The organism is Porticoccus sp. GXU_MW_L64 (assembly GCF_052983295.1).
In genome coordinates, this window is the sequence record NZ_JBRKJK010000004.1 from 120,458 (window position 1) to 144,142 (window position 23,685).

The following is a 23,685-nucleotide window of genomic DNA, read 5'->3' on the forward strand; positions in this document are numbered from 1 at the left end:
AAACGTCTAACCACTGACTATTGAAATCCCACCTTCCGAGCCCAATACTTACCCCATGAAAACCCAACGCACCTCCAGCCTGATCCCCCCCAGCGAAGAAGCTCGCAGCGGCAGTCTGCGCGACCACTTTCTGATCGCCATGCCCGCCATGGCGGACGGTAATTTTTCCGAAGCGCTGGTATACATTTGCGACCACAGCAAGGAAGGCGCCATGGGGCTGGTGGTCAATCGCCCCATGGACGTTCCCCTGGGCACCGTGTTTGAGCAGATGCAATTGGACAGCAACAGCCCTCTGGATAGCCAGCCGCTGCTTTCCGGCGGCCCGGTTAGTGTCGAGCGCGGCTTTGTGCTGCACAGCGGTGATGACCAATGCTGGGAATCCACCATGAAGGTTTCCCCCCAGGTAAGCCTGACTGCGTCCAGGGACATCATCACCGATATGGCCGCGGGTAATGGCCCCAGCGATGCCCTGGTGGTGCTGGGCTATGCGGGCTGGGGCGCAGGCCAACTGGAACAGGAAATCGCCGACAATGCCTGGCTCACCGTGCCCGCCGATTCCGACATCATTTTTCACACCCCTTTCGCCGAGCGCAATCGGGCGGCAGCGGCAACCATAGGCGTTAACCTGCAACACCTGAGTTACGGCTTTGGTCGCGCCTAGCTCCCATTTCCCCGTCATTGCGAGGAGCGCAGCGCGGCAATCTTCCGAACTACGCAGCCAGCCCAAAAAGATCGCCGCGCTGCGCTCGCGATGACGGCGCATTCAACCATGGCCCTTCCGGTTAAAACCCTGCTTGCCTTCGACTACGGCACCCGTTCCATCGGCGTCGCCGTGGGGCAAACCATTACTTGCAGCGCCCGCCCCCTCACCGAGCTGCGCGCCAAAGACGGCACCCCCAACTGGGACGATCTCAAAAAGCTGCTGCGCGAATGGCAACCAGAACTGGTACTGGTGGGCCTGCCGTTAAATATGGACGGCAGCGAAAGTGATTTCGCCACCCGCGCCCGCAAATTCGCCCGCCGTATTCATGGCCGCTTTGGGGTTAGAGTGTTGATGGTGGATGAGCGATTGACTACCCAGGAAGCCAAATCCATGGCAGACCACAGAGAGAACTACCGCGACAACCCGGTGGACGCGATTGCAGCACAGTTGATTATGGAAAGTTGGTTATCCGAGCCCGAATCCGGTCGCGAACCGTAAACGGCTGCGGGCGGCGAGCAGACTGGGTCATCCTGTCATTCTGAGCGCAGCGAAGAATCTCGCAGCCTGCATCAAAGAGAGATCCTTCACTGCGCTCAGAATGACCAGTTAAGCACAATCAGCTGGTGGCTGATTAAAAATTTCGAAACGGATCCATTTCCTGTTCCTCCTCCACCTGCAAGTCATCGGCGGCATTGGACAGGTAGTTGGCATCGGTTTCCGATTGCAGTTTGATCATCAGGCGCAGGTCGTTTTTCGAGTCGGCGTGAGACAGGGCATCTTCGTAGGAGATAATTCCCTGGTCGTACAAACGGTACAGGGCCTGGTCGAAAGTCTGCATGCCCTGCTCGGTGGAATTGGTCATCACTTCCTTGATTTTGTGCACATCGCCCTTGCGAATCAAATCGCTCACCAGGGGGGTGTTGATCAGAATTTCAATAGCGGCGCGGCGACCACTGCCGTCGGCGACAGGGATCAGTTGTTGTGCCACCATCGCCTTCATGTTCAGGGACAAGTCCATCCACAATTGCTGGTGACGTTCTTCCGGGAAGAAGTGAAGAATGCGGTCAAGCGCCTGGTTTGCGTTGTTGGCGTGCAGTGTGGCCATCACCAGGTGGCCGGTTTCAGCGAAAGTTACCGCATGCTCCATGGTTTCCCGGGAGCGAATCTCACCAATCAGAATCACATCCGGCGCCTGCCGCAGAGTATTCTTCAGGGCCACTTCAAAAGATTCGGTATCCACCCCCACTTCCCGCTGGGTGACAATACAACCTTTGTGCTGGTGCACGAATTCGATGGGGTCTTCGATGGTGATGATATGGCCTTTGCTGTTGTTGTTGCGATGGCCAATCATGGATGCCAGAGAGGTGGACTTACCGGTGCCGGTAGCACCCACAAAGATGATGATACCGCGCTTGGTGCCGGCCAAATCTGCCAGAATCGGCGGCAGGTGCAAATCGTCAAAGGAGGGGATTTTGGTCTCGATACGGCGCAGCACCATGCCCACGTGGTTGCGCTGGTAAAAGGCACTCACCCGAAAGCGCCCGAGGCCGGTGGAGCTGATGGCAAAGTTCAGTTCCTTGGTGCGCATAAATTCCTTGCGCTGGTCGTTATCCATCACCGACAACACCGCTTCGCGGGCTTTCTCCGGGCTCATGGGGCCGGAGTTGACCGGCATCAGCTGGCCGTTGACCTTCACACAGGGGGGCACACCGGCGGTTATAAACAAGTCCGATGCCTTTTTTTCCACCATCAGTTTGAGCAGTTTGTCGAAGTCCATGATTGTTACCTTGCCCTATTGTTATTTTATTAATGTCGTCATTGCGAGGAAGCGAAGCGACCGCGGCAATCTTTTGAGACTTGTCAGAGGCTCCAAAAGATCGCCGCGCTGCGCTCAGGATGACATGTTAAAAGTCATCCGGAATTTTGGCCTTCTCTCTCGCCTGCTCTTTGGTAATCACCTTCTGAGCGATCAATTTGTGCAGGCACTGATCCATGGTCTGCATACCCAGAGCACCGCCGGTCTGAATCGCCGAGTACATCTGCGCCACTTTGTCTTCGCGAATCAGGTTGCGAATGGCGGGGGTGCCCACCATGATTTCGTGAGCCGCCACCCGGCCACCGCCGATCTTCTTCATCAATGTCTGGGCGATAACCGCCTGCAGGGATTCCGACAACATGGCGCGCACCATGGATTTTTCCGCCGCCGGGAACACGTCGATAATACGGTCGATGGTCTTGGCCGCGGAGTTGGTGTGCAGGGTACCGAATACCAGGTGGCCGGTTTCCGCTGCGGTCAGGGCCAGGCGAATGGTTTCCAGGTCACGGAGCTCACCCACCAGAATCACATCCGGGTCTTCCCGCAGGGCAGAGCGCAGAGCCTCGTTAAAGCCGTGAGTGTCTTTGTGCACCTCGCGCTGGTTCACCAGGCACTTTTTACTCTCATGGACAAATTCAATGGGATCTTCCACCGTAAGAATGTGCTGGTAACGGTTTTCATTGACGTAATCCACCATCGCCGCCAGGGTGGTACTTTTACCGGAACCAGTGGGGCCGGTCACCAGTACCAGGCCGCGTGGCAACATGGACAGGTCGCGGAATATCTGGCCAAAGCCCAGGTCTTCCATGGTCAAGACACGGGAAGGAATGGTACGGAACACCGCACCGGCACCGCGATTCTGGTTAAAGGCGTTCACCCGGAAGCGCGCCACACCGGGCACTTCAAACGAGAAATCCGTTTCCAGAAACTCCTCGAAATCCCGGCGTTGCTTGTCGTTCATAATCTCGTAGACAAGCGCGTGTACCTGGCGGTGATCCATGGGGGGCAAGTTGATGCGGCGAATATCGCCGTCAATACGAATCATCGGTGGCAGCCCTGCGGAAATGTGCAGGTCAGAAGCACCCTGTTTTACGCTGAACGCCAGCAGCTCGGTAATATCCATCCATACGTCCCAGTAGTTTAGTTATTTATATGTATTTAGTAACTATTCAACATGCACTGTAGCTGTTCAGATTGCGTGTCAAAACGTGCAGGGCAAGGCGACTTTTTTGATCAAGTAAGTGTGAGTTTACACGTGTAAATGATCAATTTTTAACACAGCCATGTGCGTTTTGACACGTGAGCTGAACAGTTACTGTATTTATTGCTTTAAAATGGAAGCCCTTCAGCCCCCAACAGCCAGGCTCTAAGTATATGCCTCAAAACCCGTCTAATGTAACCTCAATTAGCGCCAATCTGGACAGCGTGCGCCAGCGTATTGCTGACTCTGCGTCGGCCGCCAGTCGCGCTCCCCAAGACATCACCCTGCTCGCCGTCAGCAAGACCAAACCGGTGTCAGCCATTGAGCAGGCGTGGCTGGCAGGGCAACGCTGTTTTGGTGAAAACTACCTGCAGGAAGCCGTGGAAAAAATTCAGCAACTGCAAGGTAAAGGCATCCAGTGGCATTTTATCGGCCCATTGCAGAGCAATAAAACCCGTCCGGCGGCGGAAAACTTTGATTGGGTTCACACTATCGACCGAATCAAGGTGGCGCGGCGCCTCAACGACCAGCGCCCGGCAGCGCTGGCGCCTCTGAATATCTGCCTGCAGGTCAATATTGACGGCGAGGCCAGCAAGTCCGGCGTCTCCCCGCAGGAGCTACCCCAACTGGCGGCGGCCATCGCCCCACTGAAGAATCTGCAACTGCGCGGCCTGATGGCCATTCCCGCCCCCGGCCGCAATTCACAGCAACAGCACCAAACCTTTGCCTCTGTTGCACAACTGCTGGATAATCTGCGCCGACAACTCCCCGACCAACACCACCTGGATACTCTTTCCATGGGCATGTCCGCAGATATGGACGCCGCCATCCAGACCGGCTCCACCATGGTGCGTATTGGCACAGACATCTTTGGCAAGAGAACCCTATGACAGACAACCACAATGCACCGCGCATCGCCTTTATCGGCGCCGGCAATATGGCGGGCAGTCTGATCGGTGGCCTGTTGGCCTCCGGCCACCCCGCTGACCGGGTGCGCGCCAGCACCCGCTCCGAAGCCAGTGCCGCTCAGGTAGCGCAGCAATACGGCATCGACTGCGGCACCGACAACAGCACCCTGGCAGCCTGGGCGGATGTACTGGTACTGGCGGTAAAGCCGCACATGATGCAAGCCACCTGCGAACCTCTGGCGAAGGCACTGAATCACCACACACTGGTCATTTCCGTGGCAGCGGGCATTCCCACCGGGCTGATCGACCAATGGCTTGGCGGCAACCGCGCCCTGGTGCGCTGCATGCCCAACACACCATCACTGCTGCACAGCGGCGCTTCCGGTCTGTACGCCAACGCCAACGTCAGCGCAAACCAACAACAGCAAGCGCAACAACTGCTGCAGGCAGTCGGCACAGCCGAATGGGTAGCGGACGAACAGCTGATGGACGCGGTCACCGCCATTTCCGGCAGCGGCCCCGCCTATTACTTTCTGTTGATGGAATTGATGGAAAAAACCGGCGCCGAACTGGGCCTGGACAGGAAAACTGCCCGCCGCCTGACCATTCAGACCGCATTGGGTGCCGCTCGCATGGCCGCTGAAGGCGAACACGACCCCGCAGAACTGCGCCGCCGGGTCACCTCCAAAAATGGCACCACCGATCGGGCCATAACCACCTTCCTAAATGAAGGGCTGGAAGATACCATTCGCAAGGGCATGGTCGGCGCCCGGGATCGGGGCCGGGAAATGGCGGCTGAGAATAAGGGTTAACCGTCATCGCGATAACTCACCTTTCCTGTCGATTTGGCACGACGACAATAAAGTAAACATAACGGATAACAACCAATGGCTTTTGTAACTGACGTAATCAGCTTTATCGGCGGTTTTTATTGCTACCTGCTAGCCGCTCGACTGCTGCTACAGCTGGCCCAGGCGGACTTTTACAACCCCATATCCCAGATGGTCGTGCGCTTTACAACACCATTGGTGAATCCACTGCAAAAGGTGATTCCCGCCATCGGGCGATTCAACAGCGCCACCTTTGTGATTCTGCTGGCCATTCAAACCCTGATCGCAGCCCTCAAATTTGGTGGCGGCAGCGCACTCGGGTTGCTGATCGTCGCCGGTTACTACACCATCAACACATTGCTCAATCTCTACCTGTTCAGCTTTTTTATTATTTTTATTGCCAGCTGGGTGGCTCCGGGATCGCACCATCCGGGATTGCGGCTGGTGCATCAGATTGCCGAACCACTGATCCGCCCGATCCGCAATCTGATCCCCCCTGTTGGCGGCCTGGACTTTAGCCTGATGATCACCATGTTCGCCCTGTGGATGCTGGACAGGCATCTGATCAGCCCGCTGTTTTCCACGCTGCTTAATGCAGTGCAATAATTTATTAGTTTCTGACCATGACAGACAACAGCCAACCCCAATGGCCCAGCAACTCCGTCGGCATCATCGAGCCCCAGCGCTTTCATTTTGACGAGCCGCTGGAGCTGGCCTGTGGCCGCAGCCTGGGGTCATACGAACTGGTGGTGGAAACCTACGGCACGCTCAACAGCGAGCGCAGCAACGGGGTGTTGATCTGCCACGCCCTGTCCGGCCACCACCACGCCGCCGGCACCCACCACAAGGGCGACAGACCCGGCTGGTGGGACAACTACATCGGCCCCGGCAAGCCCATCGACACTGACAAATTCTTTGTGGTCTCCCTGAACAATATCGGCGGCTGCCACGGCAGCACCGGGCCCAGCTCCACCAACCCGGCCACCGACAAACCCTGGGGGCCCAGCTTCCCGCCGCTGCGGGTGCGCGACTGGGTGCACAGCCAGGCGCGCCTGGCAGACCGCCTGGGCATCGACCAGTGGGCTGCGGTTATCGGCGGCAGTCTGGGAGGTATGCAGGCCATGCGCTGGGCGCTGTTGTACCCGCAGCGGGTGCGTCACTGCGTGGTGATCGCGTCATCCATGAAGCTGAGCGCCCAGAATATTGCCTTTAACGAAACCGCACGCCGCGCCATCACCTCCGACCGCGACTACCACGATGGCGACTACCTGAGCCACCAGACCGCCCCCAAACGCGGCCTGGCCCTGGCACGCATGATCGGCCATATCACCTATTTGTCGGACGAGTTGATGGGCAGCCGCTTTGGGCGCGAACTGCGCAGCGGCGACCTGCTGGGGCAAAACAATGCCCCCATCGAGTTTCAGGTGGAAAGCTATCTGCGCCATCAGGGAGACAAGTTTTCCGGCCTGTTCGACGCCAACACCTACCTGCTGATGACCAAGGCACTGGATTACTTCGACCTCGCCCGGGAATACGACAACGACCCGGTGGCCGCCTTCAGCCAGGCCCAGTGCGACTTTCTGATTCTGTCGTTCAGCAGCGACTGGCGCTTTTCTCCGGAGCGCTCCAAAGAATTGGTTGACGCGCTGGTGGCCGCTGGCCGCAACGTCAGCTACGCCAATATTAAATCCGCGCACGGTCACGACGCCTTTTTGCTACAGGATCAGCGCTACCGCACGGTATTTGGCAACTACATGAACAACATCGCTACCGATATTGAGGGGCCGTAACGTGCGGGTAGATTTCGATATTTTGCAGCACTGGGTCAGCCCTCGCAGCCGGGTTCTGGATTTGGGCTGTGGTGACGGCAGCTTGCTGAAAGCCCTGAAAGAGAACCAACAGGTGGAAGGTTATGGCCTGGAAATCGACCCGCATCAGATCAGCGCCTGTGTCGGCAACGGCGTTAATGTGATCGAGAAAAATCTCGACAACGGCCTGGCCAACTTTGCCGACAAGAGCTTTGATACGGTGATTATGACCCAGGCACTGCAGGTAATGCGCGAGCCACACAAAGTGCTGGAGGAAATGCTGCGGGTGGGCAAAACCTGCATTGTCACCTTCCCCAACTTTGGCAACTGGCGCGCCCGCTGCCACCTGATGTTCCGCGGCGGCATGCCGGTCACCAGGCAGCTGAGCTACCAGTGGTACAACACCCCCAACATTCACTTTTGCACCGTCAGTGATTTTGAGGCACTGTGCGACCACATGGGCATCCACATTCTCGACCGCCAAATGGCGGCCACGCAAAGCCCCGACCAACAACTGAAAGGCGTGTGGCCCAACCTGTTTGCCGAAACTGCCATCTACCATCTCAGCCGTTGAACTCAGGGACACCGCCATGAAAAAACTTGCCTTTGCTTTTACCATCTTGCTGCTGGCATTTACCGCCCAAGCGGACAACGGCACCTACAAAGTGCACGACGGTTATCAAATCTTCTACAGCGCCTTTAACAGCAGCTTTATTCCCGCTGAGGTTGCCGCCGCCAACAGCATTGTGCGCGGCAAAAATCGCGGCTTGGTAAACATTGCCGTGGTGCCCGCTGACAAAGCATTTGGCGGCCAGCAAGCCTTGGTTAAGGGCGGCGTCGCCAATCTTTTGGGGCAGCAGCAAACACTGGATTTTATTGAGATCCGAGAAGGTGACGTTGTGTACTATCTGGCATCTTTCAAGTTTGATAACAAAGACGCCCTCACCTTTAATATCGATGTGAAAGCGGACCCCAACAAGCCCGATTACACCTTTAAATTCCAGAAAACCATGTACAGAGATTAATGGCAATGACTGACAAAGTGGTACTTGCCAGCGGCAACCCCGGCAAACTCAACGAGTTCCAGCAACTGCTGGCGGACTGTGATATGGAAGTACTGCCGCAGTCGGACTTCTCCGTTCCCGACGTGGAAGAAACCGGCCGCACCTTTGTGGAAAACGCCATTCTCAAAGCCCGCTGCGCGTCCCACTACGCCGGCTTGCCCGCCATTGCCGACGACTCCGGCCTGGAAGTGGACCACCTGAAAGGCGCGCCGGGGATTTACTCCGCACGCTTCTCTGCATATGGAGAGTCAGGAGAAGGCGCCAGCGACACCCGCAACAACCAGAAATTGCTGGAACTGATGCAAGACGTGCCGGAAGAACAGCGCACTGCCCGCTTCCAATGCCTGCTGGTGTACCTGCGTCACCCGGACGACCCCACCCCGCTGATCTGCCAGGGCACCTGGGAAGGCCGCATCCTGTTTGAACCCCAGGGGGAAAACGGCTTTGGTTACGACCCGCTGTTTCTGGTGCCGGAACACAACTGCGCCAGTGCCGCACTGCCAAAGGCGGTGAAAAATCAGATCAGCCATCGGGGGAAAGCGATGTCAGAGCTTCTGACGAAGCTCAGGTGACAGATTACAGGACGCGCTGCGCGCTACAGGTGACAGAGCGCCCCTGTAACCTGTAAGGGCGAAGCCCGCCCTGTAACCTGTATACTGTCAATCATGCTATTCCTGCCCCCGCTCTCCCTGTACATCCACATCCCCTGGTGCGTACGCAAATGCCCCTACTGCGACTTTAATTCCCACGCCGCCGGGGGCGATATTCCCGAAAATGAATATGTGGCGGCACTGCTGCAAGACCTGCAAAACGACCTGCCCTATACACAGGGCCGCAAGATCCATTCGATTTTTTTTGGCGGCGGCACCCCGAGCCTGTTTTCTGCATCGGCCATTGGGGAGATTCTGCACGGAGTGGAGCAGCTCATAGGCTTTGACAGCGATATTGAGATCACCCTGGAAGCCAACCCCGGCACCTTTGAACAGGAAAAATTCGCCGCCTTCCGCACCACTGGCATCAACCGGCTGTCCATTGGCATCCAGAGCTTTGACGACCTGCACCTGCAACAGCTGGGTCGCATTCACAGCGCCCGCGAAGCGCACACCGTGGCGAGTATGGCTCGCGCCGCCGGATTTGACAATTTCAACCTGGACCTGATGCACGGCCTGCCGGGGCAAACCCTGGACGACGCCCTCAACGACCTGCGCCGCGCTATTGCCATCGAACCCAACCACATATCCTGGTACCAACTCACCATCGAGCCCAATACCGCCTTCTACCGCCAGCCACCGCAACTGCCGAAAGATTCGCTACTGGAAGCCATTTTCGACAGCGGTCAACAGCTGTTGGCAGGCAGCGGATTTCAACAATACGAAGTGTCTGCCTACGCCAGAGATGAGCAGGCATCCCGACACAACCTCAACTACTGGCAATTTGGCGATTATCTGGGCATCGGCGCTGGCGCCCATGGCAAAGTGACCCTGAAAAAAGAACAGCGAGTGATTCGAACCCGAAAAACCCGAACGCCAAAAGATTACTTATCCAGAGTCGACAGTTACTGCGCCTCGGTCGAACAAATTCAACCCGAGCAACTGCCCGTGGAATTTTTAATGAACGCACTGCGCCTGAATAACGGCGTTACCACAGAGCTTTTCCAGCAACGCACCGGCCTGCCACTGAACAACATTCAAGCCAACCGACAACAACTGCAACAGCGCAAATTGATGATTGCCGATCAACAGCGTTTGCAAACCACCGCTCACGGCCACCGCTTTCTCGACAGCGTACTGGAAGCGTTTCTGTGAAGCGCCAGCTGTTGATCTCCTGCGGCTGGCTGGCACTGTTACTGGGCGCCATCGGCGCGGTATTGCCACTGCTGCCCACCACTCCATTCATACTGCTGGCCGCCGCCTGCTTCGCCCGCTCCTCGCCGCGCTTTCACCACTGGCTGCTGTCCCACAAAACCATGGGGCCTATTATCGCCCGCTATCAACGGGGAGAAGGTATTTCAAAGGCCGTGCGCAACCGGGCGCTGGCGGCGCTGTGGCTGGGTATGGGAATTTCCATGTGGGTTGTGGGGCAATGGTGGAGTTTTTTATTGCTGGGCGGGATTGGTTTGTGTACCAGTATTTATCTCTGCCGGCTGGCCAGACATTCCCGCGAAAGCGGGAGCCCATAAGGTCAAAAACATCGACTCCCGCCGTCGCGGGAGTGACATCGTTCGGTATTACGGTTAGCCGTAACGCTGCTTTAACACTTCAAACACCGCCCGCATTCCAAACGCCTCGCCACCCACCGGGCGACCGGGTTGTTTGCGGTTGTTCCAGGCCATGATATCGAAGTGCACCCAGGGGATATCTTGTTCGACAAATTCCTGCAAATACAGGGCAGCGGTAATAGCACCACCGAAGGGGCCGTTGGCGCAATTGGTCATATCAGCGATTTCGCTTTTCAACATTTGTTTGTAAGGCTTGTGCAGGGGTAGCTGCCACACCGAGTCGCCGACCTGCTCGCCGCTGTCCATCAGGTCAGACGCCAGGGTTTTGTCGTCGCTAAAAAATCCCGGCAATTCCGTGCCCAGCGCAACTCGACAAGCACCGGTAAGGGTGGCGAAGTCGACAATCATTTCTGGACTTTCGGTGCAGGCTTCGGTGAGTGCGTCGCACAACACCAGGCGACCTTCCGCATCTGTATTGTCGATTTCTACGGTTAATCCCTGGCGGGTGGTAATCACATCACCGGGGCGGAAGGCGTTGCCGGATACGGCGTTTTCCACTGCCGGAATCAACAGCCGCAAACGCACGGGCAGGTTATGGGACATGATCAGTCGCGCCAGGCCCGCCACATGAGCGGCACCACCCATGTCTTTTTTCATAAAGCGCATACCGGCAGCAGGCTTTAAATCCAGGCCGCCGCTATCAAAGCACACGCCTTTACCCACCAGGGTAATTTTGGGATGGTTTTCATCGCCCCAGCGCAAATCAATCAATCGCGGTGGGTGCACACTGGCACGGCCCACAGCGTGAATGGTGGGGTAATTCTCGGCCAGCAAATCGTCTCCCACTATCTGCGTTACTTCGGCACCAAATTCTGCGCCCAACGCTGCGACGGTTTCCGCCATATGCTCAGGCATCATGTCACCGGCCGGGGTATTGACCATATCCCGCACCAGCGCCACCGCCTGCACCAGTTTGTCGGCCTCGTCCACCAGCTCCTGTGTGGGCAGCACCAACTGCGGGCGTTCTTTTTCTTCGCTGTTTTTATAGCGGTCGAAACGATAAGCCCCCAACCCCCAGCTGAATGCCGCCAGCTTTTGCCGGGCTTCGTCTGCTTCCAGGCGATAGTCGCCAGCGGGCAAACGGGCGGGCAAATCGCCGCACAAAAAATAGCTGTTGGCGTCTTTCACGCCAAGCACAACCCGGTTCAAAACACCATCCTCGCCGGGCACCAGGCTAATGCCTTTGCCTTTGTATTCGGTACTGGCCAGCCAGTTTTGCAGGGGCTCTGGCTGCTGTTCAAACCAGGTTTCGTAGTTGGCGGTTTCCAGCAACGTGATTGGGGTGCCGTGGTTTCCAGCGATTAAAAGAGGGTTCATGGGTTGTCTGCCTTATGTATTTTGCTGGCCATTGGCCATCAGTCGTTCAATATCATCCGCTGCCTTGGGCACATCAGCTGTCAGGTTTTCATGGCCATCGGCGGTAACCGCCAGGTTGTCTTCGATGCGAATACCAATGCCACGCCATTTTTTTTCCACATTAAGATTGTCCGGCGCGATATAGATACCTGGTTCCACCGTGAGCACCATGCCCGGCTCCAATACACGGGAGTGGTCGTCTACCCGGTAGTCGCCCACATCGTGTACGTCCAGGCCGATCCAGTGACCGGTTTTGTGCATATAGAATTCTTTGTAGGCACCGTCTTCGATCAGCTGTTCCGGGTCGCCGCGCAGCAAACCCAACTCCACCAGGCCGGCAACGATCACTTTAACAGCGGCATCGTGGCCTGCGCTCCAGGTATTGCCCGGCTTTACCTGCTCAAACGCCGCCTGCTGCGCCGCCAGCACAATATCGTAAAGGGCGCGCTGTTCTGCACTAAAGCGCCCATTCACTGGGAAGGTGCGAGTAATATCAGAGGCGTAGCCTTGCAGTTCGCAACCGGCGTCAATCAGCACCAGGTCGCCATCTTTGAGGCGGTCTTGATTTTCAACGTAGTGCAGAATGCAGCCGTTGGCGCCACCACCAACAATAGAGCTGTAGGCTGGGGAGCGGGCACCGTCCAGGGTGAATTGATGGTGCAGCTCCGCTTCCAACTGGTATTCGTACAGCCCCGGCTTGCACACTTCCATGGCGCGGCGGTGAGCAGCGGCGCTGATTTGTCCGGCACGGCGCATCACCTTGAGTTCAGCACCGCTTTTGAACAGCCGCAGGTCGTGGAGAAAATGATCCAGGTCGCTGAATTCGTTGGGGGGCACGGCGCCGGTTTTCACCTGGCCGCGGATGTGGTTTATCCAGCCCATCAGCTGATTGTCAAACTCCGGGTGACGCCCCATGGAGTAGTACACCCGGTCGCGCCCTTCCAGCAGGCCCGGCAGAATATCGTCGATATCGCCAATGGGGAAAGCATCATTCGCAGCGTAATTTTGACAAGCCCCTTCCGGGCCCTGGCGGTAACCGTCCCAGATTTCCCGCTGACGATTTCGCTCCCGGCAGAACAGTACAAACTCCCCTTGCTCGCGACCGGGCAGCAACACCAGCACGGCCTCCGGCTCCGGGAAGCCACACAGGTAGTGGAAGTCGCTGTCCTGGCGGTACGGGTATTCGGTATCGCGGCTGCGCACCCGCACCGGTGCAGCGGGCAACACAGCAATGCTGTTGTCGCCCATCAGGTTCATCAGGGTGCGACGGCGGCGAGCAAACTCGGCGTTGGATATGGCCATCAATGAATGGTGGGCTGTTGTGCGCTGGCAAGGGTGTTAACTTCAGAGTGCACCATCAGTGCCGCCATGCGAACGTATTCTGTCACTTCAAAAAGGTTGGTTTCGCTTTCTTCACTTTCCAGCTCGGCGGGGTCGATTTGGGCAATCTGCGCCAGATCCTTGAGCGCATCAGCGGCATCGGCGGAAAATTGAGTATCACTGGAAAGCCCCGACAGCCCCAGGCCCACTAAAAACCCCTGGCACCACTGGCCGAGGCTGTCGAGCCGCTGGGCCAATTCGTAATCATCGTCTGGCAGCAACAATTCAAAGCCAAAGCCGGTATCGCGCAATTTTTCACCGGCCAGTTTGCCAAGGGCGAGCAATTGTTCGGAGATGGCAGAGAATTTATCGGCATCTTCCGGGTAGTGCTCGGCAATGGCAGCCATGCAAGTATCGTCTGTGAGCTTTTGCCCCCCGGCGATACGGCCACACAACATGCCGTGCAGTTCCGAGGGACTCTCGTTAATACCCGCATTAAAAAAGGCATCGGCAACGGTTTCAAAATCAACGTTCATGGCATTTACAAGCTGTTCTCGCACAAAATAAATGCAAATGCTAACACACAACCCAAGCCCCGGCTCTGCTATAAAAAATGTCACAGAAAGTGCCGATAATCACAGAGGCTAGCGCCATATTCTAGAAACCACTTTAAATCGTTGACCCTTGCTATGGCTCACAATATAGTTAGCGGTTAATACGTAGCCACTCGGCTCCCCTGAGGTAAACACGCGCCCATGCAGCAAGACCAACTTCAACAGATTGAGCAGAAAGTGGATCGCCTGATCGCGCTCTGTACCCAGCTGCACCAGGAAAACAAAGCCCTGAAAGAGCGGGAGGCCGGCCTGTTGCGAGAGCGCGGCAAACTGATCGAGAAAAACGAGCAGGCCCGCAACCGGGTGGAGGGCATGATCACCCGCCTGAAAAGCCTGAACAGCGAAGCCTGAGCGCAAGGAGCCCACCGTGAGCGACACCACCAATATTCGTATTCTCGACAAGGAATACCAGGTCAGCTGCCCGCCGGATGAACGCGTGGCCCTGCTGGATTCAGCCCGCGCCCTGGATCAGCGCATGCGCAATATCAAAAACAGCGGCAACGTGCTGGGGCTGGAGCGCATTGCGGTGATGGCCGGGCTCAACCTGACTTACGACCTGATGAAAGTCGAACAGGAAGGCGCGATGGGCAAAGAAATGGAACAGCGCCTGGTCAACCTGAACAACAACCTGGACGACGCTCTTTTAGAGTTTGAGAACGCGCAACTGTTTTAACCCGCACTTCAGACGCTATAATGGCCTCACCCTGGGGTGTTCGCCAGTCAACGAATGTCCTGAGCCGATAGCGTTACACCCGGAAGTTCCTTGCTGCCACTGTTGTGCAAGTCCGTGCGGCGGAAAGCCTGATGTGGCACTGGAGCCTCCACCTTGAATCGTACGGTTCAAGGCTAACGTTGGCAGCGGCATTCTGGGGCACTCAGTTGGACGTTGGACGTTGAACGGTAAGATGCCCGGCACCACTGCCGAGTCAAAGCTCTTCGTCAAACGTCGAACACCCAACGTCAAACAAAGCCTCATCAATGAACAAAAACCAAATCCGTGCTGAAATTCGCCACCGCCGTCGCAGCCTGTCACGGCAACAACAGCGCCATGCCGCCGAGGGCTTATCGAGGCAAATCTCCCGCCTCACTGCCTTTCGTCATGCCCGGCGCGTGGCATTGTATCTGGGCAACGACGGTGAAATAGACCCCCTGCCCACCCTGTTGCTGGCAGAAGCAGCGGCTAAACGCTGCTATTTGCCGGTACTGCACCCGCTGAAACAAAACCGCATCCACTTTGCGCCCTACCGCAGCGGCGACCGCCTGGCGGTCAGCTATTTTGGCTACCCGGAACCCCCCCTTGGCGGCAGCCGCATTGTGCCAGCCTGGGCCATGGATTTGATCTTGATGCCACTGGTGGCTTTTGACGCCAAAGGCAACCGCATCGGCATGGGGGGCGGTTTTTACGACCGCACCCTGGCCTTCGCCAAAACCGCCCGGCGACGGCCCATATTGATCGGCCTGGCCCACAGTTGTCAGCAGCTGGACGAAGTTACCACCAACCCCTGGGATATTCCTCTGGACGCCATTGCCACGGAATCAGCCGTGATTCGCTGCCGATAACGGCTATAATGCCGCTTTTATCAGCCATGCCGAGCCCCCCAATGACCCAAGACGAACTCAAGCAAGCGGTTGCCCAAGCCGCCGTGGACTACACCCTGACCCGCATCGACGACAACAGCGTTATTGGCATTGGCACCGGCTCCACCGCCAACTGTTTTATCGATGCACTGGCGCAACACAAGGCCAGATTTCACGCCGCCGTAGCCAGCTCCGAAGCCTCCGCCGAGCGCCTGCGCAGCCACGGTATTGAGGTGGTAGACCTCAACAGCGCCGGCACCCTGGATATCTACATCGACGGTGCCGACGAAACCAACCCGGCGCTGGAGTTGATCAAGGGCGGTGGCGCCGCCCTTACCCGGGAAAAGATCGTCGCCGCCGCCAGCAAAGAGTTTGTCTGTATCGCCGACGGCAGCAAGTGGGTAGACACCCTGGGAGGCTTCCCCCTGCCGGTTGAAGTGATCCCCATGGCCCGCAGTTACGTGGCCCGGGAGCTGACCAAACTGGGCTGTGACCCGGTGTACAGGGAAGGGGTTGTGACCGATAACGGCAATGTCATACTCGACCTGTACAATTTCAGCATACCCAACCCAAAAGACACCGAAGTGCACATCAACAACATAGTTGGTGTAGTCACCAACGGCCTGTTCGCCCAGCGACCGGCGAATGTGTTGCTGCTGGGCAACGAGGACGGCGTGCAGAAAATAGAGAAGTAAACTCCAGCGAATTTCCACTGTTTTCATGTGAGGCTTATTGCACAACAGGAACCGATAAAAAACGCAGGGACACACCCATGAGCACACCAAAAACCAACCACTTTCTCACCGCCCTGCTGATCGCTGCCGGGCTTGCTACGGGCGGCTACTTTATCGGCCAGACCATGTACAACGCCAAAGTAGCGCTCAATACCGCCGAGGCCAAAGGGCTGGCGGAACGCCGGGTGCGATCCGACCAGGCAAACTGGCAAATCCAGTTTACCGTTGACGGCAAATCCAAAGCCGAAATCCCCGCGCTCTACCAACAGGCCGAAAAGCACCAGCAAACCATTATTGCCCTGTTGCAGGAAAACGGTTTTGCCGCAGACGAACTGGATATTGGCGTGGTGGATTACCGCTATCAGGAATACCGGGATGAAGACCAAAATCTGGTGGACCAATCCCACCAGCTGATTGGCTCCATCAGTGTGGAAACCGGCAAAGTGGACCTGGTGGCGGAAGTACGCACCAAAGTGAACAAACTGATTGCCACCGGCATGAACATCAGCAACCGCGCGCCCTCCTATCGCTTTACCCAACTCAATGACATCAAGCCGGAAATGCTGAGAGAGGCCACCACCAACGCCCGTATCGCCGCCAGTGAATTTGCCGAAAACGCCGGTGTCAAAGTGGGCGGTATACGCGATGCCCGGCAAGGCAGCTTTTATGTGCGGGATGCCGGCAAAAATTACGGTGACACCGAAAAAATTGAAAAAGATGTTCGCGTGGTGACCACAATCACTTTTTATTTAACGGATTAGCGCTATACCTGAAACCTGACATTTACGGACGACAGTGACGGAATTATGAACAAGCAACCAACCTTGGCACTGGCAGCCCTGCTTGCCACCTGCTTACTGTTACCCGCAACAGCGAGCGCGCAGATATACAAATACAAAGACAAAAATGGCCGCTGGGTGTACACCGACAAAAAGCCCGGAACAGACAAAAATGCCGCCACCATTGACGAGAAGAAAACATCGAGCGGCAATACCGACAGCGGCCCCAAAGTCGACCTTAAACAACAGTTGGAATCCAAATACTCCACCAGCTCGCCGGAATTAAAAGCCTCTCTTGCGGTGGTAACGGTGCGCACCAATAGCGGTACCGGTTCCGGCTTTTTTATCAGCGACAACGGCTATCTGATTACTAACAAACATGTGGTGCGGCCCAAGGCTCACTCTGGCTGGCAGCGCCAGGAACAAGAGTTAGAAAACGAAAAACGACAAATTGAGCGCAAATTTTCTTATTTAAAAGAGGAGAAATCCCGTATCGCCACCAATGAACAACGGCTGCGGGAAATGAAAAAATCCGTGGAATCTCCAGGACTGTATCGCAACCCGGTAACGCGGGAGGAGTACGAAACCCATATGGCCAACCACAAACAGCGCCAAAAAGATTACAAAAAACAGTTGGCAGAAGCCCGGGAGCAGCAGCGGGATTTTAACAAGCGCCGCAAAGAATTTGCCTTTAGCACCTCTACCGGGTCGATCGCCAAACGCTTTTCCATCTTCCTGAAAGACGCCACCGAATTAAAAGTTCAACTGGTTAAAATTTCCAAAAAACACGATCTGGCACTACTCAAACTCAATGGCTATCACACGCCCTATTTAATCTCCGCTGACTACCCATGGCCCCGGCAATCTCAAGCGGTCTTCGCCATTGGCAGCCCTTTGAGCCAGAGCAATTCCATTACCGCTGGTAAAGTCACTACCGTAAAACAAGACCGTATTCTGGTAGACGCAACCGTACTCCCCGGCAGCAGCGGCGGCCCGCTGATTGATGCCAGTGGCGACCTGTTGGGCATCAACACTCAGCGCATAATCGACAACCGCTTTAATGGCGCCAATGGCTTTGGGGTGGCGATTCCGATTGATGTGGCGATGGAGGAGTTTGGAAACCTGATTGGCAACTGACAAAAACACACCGGACTTACAGGGAAAGCGACTCTAAGCCGCAACCGGACAAGCTCTGCACAAACAACCACAAAAAAACCGGCGTCAAATTCGCCGGTTTTTTTATCGCCACAAGTAATCAATCCCGATACCCGTGCAGCTTTTTGCGTTTCACCAGCTCCACTACCCTTGGGTCTACGGCCTGCTCCCAGGCACCGGCGCCGTTGCTGATGGTGGGGATCAGCTCCCTCGCAGAGATGCTCAGCAGATTGGGGTCGTAGCCTTCGGCAGCGATCAGTTTGTTGTTGTGAACCACCTGCTTGGCCACGTATTGCAGGTTGTCGGCAAATTCAATGTCTGCCAACCCTGCCACGGCACCGTCTTTGATCACCGGGTAAACGATAACGTTGGTGTTGTCGGCAAACAGTTTGCCCAACCCTTCCAGCGCGCCGCCTTCCAGGTCGCTGTATAAATCCAGCGCGAACAGGTATTTTTGCACGTCGCTCTTTTTCATCAAAATGGCGATGGCCTCCTGGGTGTGGCGGCGGAACCAGGAGCGCAGGCTGAAGTAGCGCACGTAGTCCGACAGCAACACTGGCAGACCCATGGCGTTGGCCAATTCCACCCGCAGCAGAAAATCGCTGTCGTCCAGCTTGTCGTCGCTCATTACCTGTGACATGGACACTTCCGCCAGGCAGACGATGCGTTCCGGGTCTACCCCGGCTTTTTCTGCCAATTGCCGGGTGCCGGATTGCTCCATATCCGTGTGCACCAGTGTAGGCAAGCGGAAGGAACTGCGCATGACCGCCACCGGCTTTTTGTAGAGGAAGTCTCTGGGCACCACCGGGTTGCCCTGTTCGTCGAACAACACCGCCCGGGTCAGCCAGGCATTCACCAAATAGAGGTTGGTGAGGCGGTTGTCGATGTAGGAAAAACCGGGGCCGGAGAAGTCGATCAAATCCACCTCAATGCGATCGTGGCCCAGGCCATCTGCCAGGGATTCGATCAACCAGCGGGGTTTTTGGTTGTAGTTGTAGGCACCGTAAATCAGGTTCACACCAAGAATCCCCAGCGCCTCCGCCTGTAATTCGTTGGTGTTGTCCAGCATGCGCACGTGGCAAACAATTTCGCAGGGTTCTTCTTTGGGGCGCAGCTGCAAGCGCACGCCAATCCAGCCGTGGCATTCATTGCCGCCCTTAAAGCTGCGCGCGGTCACTGTGGCCGCGTAGGAAAAGAAGGTAGACATGGGTGGGCGGACTTCTGCTAGGCGGTCGACGCAAAGCTCAAACTCCTTTTCCAGCATTTGGTGCAACCGCTCGCGACTCACATAACGGCCCGCCTTGCCGTAGATGGCGTCGCTCACCGTCATATCGTAGGCGGAACTGGTTTTGGCAATGGTGCCCGCTGCCGCGCCCGCTTTAAAGAACTGGCGCGCCACCTCCTGACCAGCACCGATCTCCACAATGGTGCCGTATTTATGATCATCCAGGTTGATGGACAGGGCTTTTTGTTCGGTGGAAATATTCTTATCCCGTTCAAGCATGGTCTTGTTTCCGATGGTTGTTATGGGGTAGGCAGCGCTATAAATATACGCAAGATTATCACCATCCCTGGCCTCACAACACTACCCTTTATTTTTGCTTACGATTTTTGCTGGCCGCGAGACAGCGCCGCCAATACCACACCGAGCAGCGCCCAACCTGTAATCATCGCCCACTCCTGCGGCCACACCAGTGCCGATGGGCTGCCGGGCAGATACAGTACCAACAAAGCCAGCGAAGCCAACAGCGCCAGCCAGCCGGCGAATGTGCTGCGCCCGGCCCTGAATGGTCGCTCCATTTGCGGCTCGCGCCGACGCAGCACCAAAAAGCACACCGCCACAAAGCCGTATGCCAGCACAATGCCAAGGCCACCGGCATTCACCAGCCAGACCAATGCCTTGCGACCCAGCAAAGGAGCCAGAGCCGACAGCGTTCCGATCAGCACTATGGCGTTTACCGGCGTGTGGTAACGGGGGTGAAGGCGCCCCAAAAACGCAGGCAGCTGACCGCTGTGGGCCATGGCGTAAATGGCGCGGCTACCGCCGATGACAAAGGCATTCCAACTGGTGATGATGCCACCGATGCCCGCCACCACCAGCAACGTACCGGCCCAGCTGCCACTCCACAGGCCGCTGGCCGCTTCTGCCACCACCAGGTCGGCATTACCTCGCTGATCGGCATTCAATGCCAGACCCGCGCCAATAATAATCAGCACATACCAGGCCACCGCCATCACCACAGAAACCACCAAAACCGTGCCGATGCGCTTGCGTGGCAGGTTTATTTCCTCTGCCGCCTGGGGGATTACATCAAAGCCCACCAACATAAAGGGCACCATCATCACCACCGCCGCAATTCCCGGCAGGCCGTTATCAAACAGCGGTTGCAGGTTGTCGCCAGAGCCATTGCCAAAAGCGCCAACAATCAGCAACAAGCCACCCACAAACAGCAGCAGCAACATGACCTGCTGCACCCGCGCCGCGGGCTGCACACCAAGTATGTTGACCACAGTAATCACCACGGCCCCCAGAGAGCCGATCAACACCCAGCTGAGATACACATCCCAGCCCGCCACCGTCCACAGGTAGCCATGCTGGAAGCCCGGCGCCAGATAGTCCATCACCGTCGGCAGCGCCACTGCCTCAAACGCCGACACCGATACATAACCCAGTACGATGGCCCAGGTACATATAAAAGAACCGGCTTTTCCCAGGGCGCGCTGGCTGTAAACATGTTCGCCACCAGCCTGGGGCATGGCCGAAGCCAGCTCTGCGTAGGTAAAGCCAATAACCGTCACCAGGGCTCCACCAATCAGGAAGGCGCTGATGGCTCCGATGGCTCCTGCCTCAGCAATCCAGTCACCCGCCAGCACTACCCAACCCCAACCAATCATGGCGCCAAAAGCCAAGGCGATGGTTTCGCGGTTACCGAGAACTCGGGAGAATTGGGTTTTTGACATGGAAAGTTCTCAATTGGCCAATTGCGCACTATTGTATTGCCATTCTGAGCGCAGCGAAGAATCTAGGAGCCTGTCGGGTTTAGGTGATCGTCACGAGGGAAAGACCGGTTTGAGTCAGATTTTTCGATTATTTGAGGCGAATAGCCCGCTATTTAACGAGAATAATCGGAAAATATGGCCAAATCCGGCTTTTCCACAGTAGATTAATCCTAAATCCGACAGGCTCCTAGAACCTTGACCCAGCAAAGAGATCCTTCGCTACGCTCAGGATGACAGCGAAACCTAAACCGCCACCACACCGCGCTCGCTGGCCCAGGCGCGCAGTGCGGCTATGCGCTCTGCCATAACTTGCGACAATGGCGCGGTGTTGTGAATTTCGTTGAGCACGGCGGCAGTGGTGGGCTCGCTGTTACCCGCTTTGGCGGAATAGAGCGTCGCCACCACCACCTGTTCGATTTCCGCACCGGAAAAGCCTTCGCTGGCCTGGGCCAACTGCTGCAAATCAAAGTCGCTGCTGCTCAGCGAACGCTTGTCCAGATGAATGCGGAAAATATCACAGCGGGTCGCCAGGTCGGGCAGGTCGACAAAAAACAGTTCGTCAAAACGCCCCTTGCGCACCAGCTCCGGTGGCAGCTTGGAAATGTCATTGGCGGTGGCCACCATAAACACCGGCTGACTGCGTTCCGCCATCCAGGTGAGCAAGGTTCCCAGCACCCGTTGCGACAAAGCACTGTCGCTGCCATCGGTGGCCAGGCCCTTTTCAATTTCGTCGATCCACAGCACACAGGGGGACATGCGTTCCGCCATGGCCAGGGATTCCCGCAGGTTGCGTTCTGTCTCGCCGTGGTACTTGTTGTACAGAGCTGCCATATCCAGGCGCAACAGGGGCACACCCCACACCCCGGCCACCGCCTTGGCAGACAGACTTTTACCGCCACCCTGCACACCAGTGAGCAAAATACCCCGGGGCGGATCGACATCGCCATGATCCCCCAGGAACACCTCCCGGCGCTTGTTGAGCCACTCCTTGAGGGTGTTCATGCCCGCCACATCGCTGAATTTTTCGGTGCGGTACTCGTAACTGAGCACCCCGTCCATATCCATCAGCTGAAATTTGGCTTTGTTGATTTCCGGCAAATCATCTTCGGTGATGGCGCCGTCATCAACAATGGCTCCGCGCACCAGGCGGCGCACTTCGGAATGGGTCAACCCTTTCAAATTCGCCACCAGCTGCTTGAGGGTGGCGTTATCGGTTTTCACCTTGCGGGCGTTATTGCGCTTCGACCAGTTAGCGGCCTCCTCGCGCACCAACGTGGAAATCTGTTCCTCGCTGGGCAAACTCATGGAGAAACGCGCCGACAGCCGCGACAATTCGCCGGGCAGTGTCAGGCGATGACTGAGCAGTACAACCGCGCTTTTCAGGCCACTGTGCCGATAGCAATAATCTTTCAGCAAGCGGATATTTTTGGGGTGATCATCCAGCCAGGGATGAAAATCACACAGGCAATAAATCCCCGGTTCGGCGCGGCTTTTCAAATATTCCAGCACCTGCTCCGGCTCCGCGTACTGGGCGCTTTGCTGCACTTGCAAACCAAAGCCCGCATTGTTCAAGCCATCGGTCACTGTCCAACTGTGCAGCGGCAAATCCCGCTGCCGGGCCACCCGCTGCAACAGGTCGATAGCGCGCCGCTCGTCGTGAGTTTCCAGCACCACCAGGGAAATATGTGCATCGATAACCAGACCAAGGTCGTTGGCGTCCTGCATCTCGCTCTCCGTTGTTTTTATTGTGAATCATAATTGCTGGAGATCAATTCTACCGGGCTTTTGCCCGTTAGCCAGCCCCGTATTTGCTACAATGCCGCTTCAATCATCAGGACACACCATGAGCCAGCGCACACTCACTGTTTTCGACAAACTGTTGACCGAATTTGATGCCGGATTGCGAACCGTGGCCGCTCGTGCGCCCACGCCAACACGTCCATCGCCTGCACAGGGTCGCGATGAGGGCGAGCTGAGCGAGCAACAACGCCGCCATGCCGCCGGACTGATGCGGGTAAACCACTCCGGAGAGGTGTGTGCTCAAGCGCTGTATCGCGGCCAGGCACTCACCGCCAAACTGCCGGAAGTGCGCGCCGAAATGGAGCACGCTGCGGATGAAGAAATTGACCATCTGGCCTGGTGCGAGCAGCGTTTGCAGCAGTTGGACAGCCACACCAGTGTGATCAACCCGCTGTGGTACGGCATGTCATTTGCCATCGGTGCCGGCGCCGGTTTGATCAGCGACCGTCTTAGCCTGGGGTTTGTCGCCGCCACGGAAGATCAGGTGTGCAAGCACCTGGAAAGCCACTTGCAGGAGCTGCCAGAGGAAGACGGCAAAAGCCGCGCAGTGGTGTCGCAGATGCTGGAAGACGAAGCCCGCCACTCCCATGCGGCGCTGGAAGCGGGAGGCATTGCTTTTCCGGGGCCGGTGAAAACACTGATGTCAGCCGTTTCGAAGGCGATGACCAAGACCAGCTATCGAGTTTAGTAATCAGGGCGCGCTGCGCGTTTACAGGACGGGCTGCGCCCTACAGGTTACAG

General features: G+C 56.7%; 26 protein-coding genes and 1 other RNA gene. 19 read left to right on the top strand and 8 right to left on the bottom strand.

Features of this window, described 5'->3' with window-relative positions; translation table 11 throughout:
- The first annotated feature begins 55 nt into the window (after window positions 1–55).
- Window positions 56–661 carry a YqgE/AlgH family protein gene (locus ACVBEJ_RS03725; RefSeq protein WP_447128258.1) on the top strand — a complete coding sequence of 202 codons (606 nt, stop codon included), beginning with the start codon at window positions 56–58 and terminating at the stop codon, window positions 659–661.
- Between the two features lie 108 nt (window positions 662–769).
- Window positions 770–1,201, top strand: coding sequence for a Holliday junction resolvase RuvX (gene ruvX, locus ACVBEJ_RS03730; protein ID WP_447128259.1), 432 nt, complete (start codon window positions 770–772; stop codon window positions 1,199–1,201).
- Window positions 1,202–1,334: 133 nt separating this feature from the next.
- On the opposite strand, the gene ACVBEJ_RS03735 is transcribed toward ruvX, so the two are convergent.
- Window positions 1,335–2,480 (bottom strand): PilT/PilU family type 4a pilus ATPase, encoded by a 1,146-nt coding sequence (locus ACVBEJ_RS03735; RefSeq protein WP_447128260.1) that lies wholly within the window; start codon window positions 2,478–2,480, stop codon window positions 1,335–1,337.
- 127 nt (window positions 2,481–2,607) lie between these two features.
- Window positions 2,608–3,642: a type IV pilus twitching motility protein PilT gene (locus tag ACVBEJ_RS03740; RefSeq protein WP_289154977.1), complete on the bottom strand. Its 1,035-nt coding sequence runs from the start codon at window positions 3,640–3,642 to the stop codon at window positions 2,608–2,610.
- Window positions 3,643–3,893: 251 nt separating this feature from the next.
- Here ACVBEJ_RS03740 and ACVBEJ_RS03745 point away from each other — a divergent pair, with 251 nt between their 5' ends.
- The 9 genes from ACVBEJ_RS03745 to ACVBEJ_RS03785 all read left to right on the top strand — a co-directional run bounded on the left by ACVBEJ_RS03745 (window position 3,894) and on the right by ACVBEJ_RS03785 (window position 10,509).
- The gene (locus ACVBEJ_RS03745) at window positions 3,894–4,610 is read left to right on the top strand and encodes a YggS family pyridoxal phosphate-dependent enzyme (RefSeq protein ID WP_447128261.1); all 717 of its coding nucleotides are present in this window, start codon (window positions 3,894–3,896) and stop codon (window positions 4,608–4,610) included.
- Window positions 4,607–5,440, top strand: a complete 834-nt coding sequence (proC, locus tag ACVBEJ_RS03750; RefSeq protein WP_447128262.1) for a pyrroline-5-carboxylate reductase — start codon at window positions 4,607–4,609, stop codon at window positions 5,438–5,440. Before ACVBEJ_RS03745 ends, proC begins: the two co-directional genes overlap by 4 nt.
- A 75-nt stretch (window positions 5,441–5,515) precedes the next feature.
- Window positions 5,516–6,064 (top strand): YggT family protein, encoded by a 549-nt coding sequence (locus tag ACVBEJ_RS03755; protein ID WP_447128263.1) that lies wholly within the window; start codon window positions 5,516–5,518, stop codon window positions 6,062–6,064.
- A 17-nt stretch (window positions 6,065–6,081) separates the two neighbouring features.
- Window positions 6,082–7,248, top strand: a complete 1,167-nt coding sequence (gene metX / locus ACVBEJ_RS03760; protein WP_447128264.1) for a homoserine O-succinyltransferase MetX — start codon at window positions 6,082–6,084, stop codon at window positions 7,246–7,248.
- 1 nt (window position 7,249) lies between these two features.
- On the top strand, window positions 7,250–7,840 hold the full coding sequence (gene metW, locus ACVBEJ_RS03765; RefSeq protein WP_447128265.1) for a methionine biosynthesis protein MetW: 591 nt from the start codon (window positions 7,250–7,252) through the stop codon (window positions 7,838–7,840).
- 16 nt (window positions 7,841–7,856) lie between these two features.
- Complete coding sequence (locus tag ACVBEJ_RS03770) at window positions 7,857–8,291, top strand: DUF4426 domain-containing protein (protein WP_447128266.1); 435 nt, start codon at window positions 7,857–7,859, stop codon at window positions 8,289–8,291.
- 5 nt (window positions 8,292–8,296) lie between these two features.
- Complete coding sequence (gene rdgB, locus ACVBEJ_RS03775; protein ID WP_447128267.1) at window positions 8,297–8,902, top strand: RdgB/HAM1 family non-canonical purine NTP pyrophosphatase; 606 nt, start codon at window positions 8,297–8,299, stop codon at window positions 8,900–8,902.
- A gap of 93 nt (window positions 8,903–8,995) precedes the next feature.
- Complete coding sequence (gene hemW, locus ACVBEJ_RS03780) at window positions 8,996–10,135, top strand: radical SAM family heme chaperone HemW (protein WP_447128268.1); 1,140 nt, start codon at window positions 8,996–8,998, stop codon at window positions 10,133–10,135.
- Window positions 10,132–10,509, top strand: coding sequence for a YbaN family protein (locus tag ACVBEJ_RS03785; protein WP_447128269.1), 378 nt, complete (start codon window positions 10,132–10,134; stop codon window positions 10,507–10,509). The genes hemW and ACVBEJ_RS03785 overlap by 4 nt, the downstream gene beginning before the upstream one ends.
- A 54-nt stretch (window positions 10,510–10,563) precedes the next feature.
- On the opposite strand, the gene ACVBEJ_RS03790 is transcribed toward ACVBEJ_RS03785, so the two are convergent.
- From ACVBEJ_RS03790 to ACVBEJ_RS03800, 3 genes are read right to left on the bottom strand one after another with little or no spacing between them, the layout of a single operon-like run.
- Window positions 10,564–11,925: a leucyl aminopeptidase family protein gene (locus tag ACVBEJ_RS03790; protein WP_447128270.1), complete on the bottom strand. Its 1,362-nt coding sequence runs from the start codon at window positions 11,923–11,925 to the stop codon at window positions 10,564–10,566.
- A 12-nt stretch (window positions 11,926–11,937) separates the two neighbouring features.
- Window positions 11,938–13,266: a Xaa-Pro aminopeptidase gene (gene pepP / locus ACVBEJ_RS03795; RefSeq protein ID WP_447128271.1), complete on the bottom strand. Its 1,329-nt coding sequence runs from the start codon at window positions 13,264–13,266 to the stop codon at window positions 11,938–11,940.
- Window positions 13,266–13,820, bottom strand: a complete 555-nt coding sequence (locus ACVBEJ_RS03800) for a UPF0149 family protein (RefSeq protein ID WP_447128272.1) — start codon at window positions 13,818–13,820, stop codon at window positions 13,266–13,268. The genes pepP and ACVBEJ_RS03800 overlap by 1 nt, the downstream gene beginning before the upstream one ends.
- Before the next feature lie 219 nt (window positions 13,821–14,039).
- On the opposite strand from ACVBEJ_RS03800, the gene ACVBEJ_RS03805 reads away from it, so the two are divergent.
- The 7 genes from ACVBEJ_RS03805 (at window position 14,040) to ACVBEJ_RS03835 (ending at window position 18,126) form a co-directional block, all read left to right on the top strand.
- The gene (locus tag ACVBEJ_RS03805) at window positions 14,040–14,249 is read left to right on the top strand and encodes a TIGR02449 family protein (RefSeq protein WP_447128273.1); all 210 of its coding nucleotides are present in this window, start codon (window positions 14,040–14,042) and stop codon (window positions 14,247–14,249) included.
- Between the two features lie 16 nt (window positions 14,250–14,265).
- Window positions 14,266–14,571 (top strand): cell division protein ZapA, encoded by a 306-nt coding sequence (locus tag ACVBEJ_RS03810; protein WP_447128274.1) that lies wholly within the window; start codon window positions 14,266–14,268, stop codon window positions 14,569–14,571.
- Between the two features lie 25 nt (window positions 14,572–14,596).
- Window positions 14,597–14,775: non-coding RNA, 6S RNA (gene ssrS / locus ACVBEJ_RS03815), on the top strand.
- A gap of 101 nt (window positions 14,776–14,876) precedes the next feature.
- The gene (locus ACVBEJ_RS03820) at window positions 14,877–15,458 is read left to right on the top strand and encodes a 5-formyltetrahydrofolate cyclo-ligase (protein ID WP_447128275.1); all 582 of its coding nucleotides are present in this window, start codon (window positions 14,877–14,879) and stop codon (window positions 15,456–15,458) included.
- 41 nt (window positions 15,459–15,499) lie between these two features.
- On the top strand, window positions 15,500–16,171 hold the full coding sequence (gene rpiA / locus ACVBEJ_RS03825) for a ribose-5-phosphate isomerase RpiA (protein WP_447128276.1): 672 nt from the start codon (window positions 15,500–15,502) through the stop codon (window positions 16,169–16,171).
- 77 nt (window positions 16,172–16,248) lie between these two features.
- The gene (locus tag ACVBEJ_RS03830; RefSeq protein ID WP_447128277.1) at window positions 16,249–16,971 is read left to right on the top strand and encodes an SIMPL domain-containing protein; all 723 of its coding nucleotides are present in this window, start codon (window positions 16,249–16,251) and stop codon (window positions 16,969–16,971) included.
- A 45-nt stretch (window positions 16,972–17,016) separates the two neighbouring features.
- Window positions 17,017–18,126, top strand: a complete 1,110-nt coding sequence (locus ACVBEJ_RS03835; protein WP_447128278.1) for a trypsin-like peptidase domain-containing protein — start codon at window positions 17,017–17,019, stop codon at window positions 18,124–18,126.
- 118 nt (window positions 18,127–18,244) lie between these two features.
- On the opposite strand, the gene ACVBEJ_RS03840 is transcribed toward ACVBEJ_RS03835, so the two are convergent.
- The 3 genes from ACVBEJ_RS03840 to ACVBEJ_RS03850 all read right to left on the bottom strand — a co-directional run bounded on the left by ACVBEJ_RS03840 (window position 18,245) and on the right by ACVBEJ_RS03850 (window position 22,869).
- Window positions 18,245–19,648: a hypothetical protein gene (locus ACVBEJ_RS03840; RefSeq protein WP_447128279.1), complete on the bottom strand. Its 1,404-nt coding sequence runs from the start codon at window positions 19,646–19,648 to the stop codon at window positions 18,245–18,247.
- 98 nt (window positions 19,649–19,746) lie between these two features.
- Window positions 19,747–21,105 (bottom strand): APC family permease, encoded by a 1,359-nt coding sequence (locus tag ACVBEJ_RS03845; protein WP_447128280.1) that lies wholly within the window; start codon window positions 21,103–21,105, stop codon window positions 19,747–19,749.
- Between the two features lie 282 nt (window positions 21,106–21,387).
- Window positions 21,388–22,869: an AAA family ATPase gene (locus ACVBEJ_RS03850; protein ID WP_447128281.1), complete on the bottom strand. Its 1,482-nt coding sequence runs from the start codon at window positions 22,867–22,869 to the stop codon at window positions 21,388–21,390.
- A 118-nt stretch (window positions 22,870–22,987) separates the two neighbouring features.
- On the opposite strand from ACVBEJ_RS03850, the gene coq7 reads away from it, so the two are divergent.
- A complete protein-coding gene (gene coq7, locus ACVBEJ_RS03855; RefSeq protein WP_447128282.1) occupies window positions 22,988–23,632 on the top strand; it encodes a 2-polyprenyl-3-methyl-6-methoxy-1,4-benzoquinone monooxygenase in 645 nt (214 codons plus the stop codon).
- Window positions 23,633–23,685 lie beyond the last annotated feature (53 nt).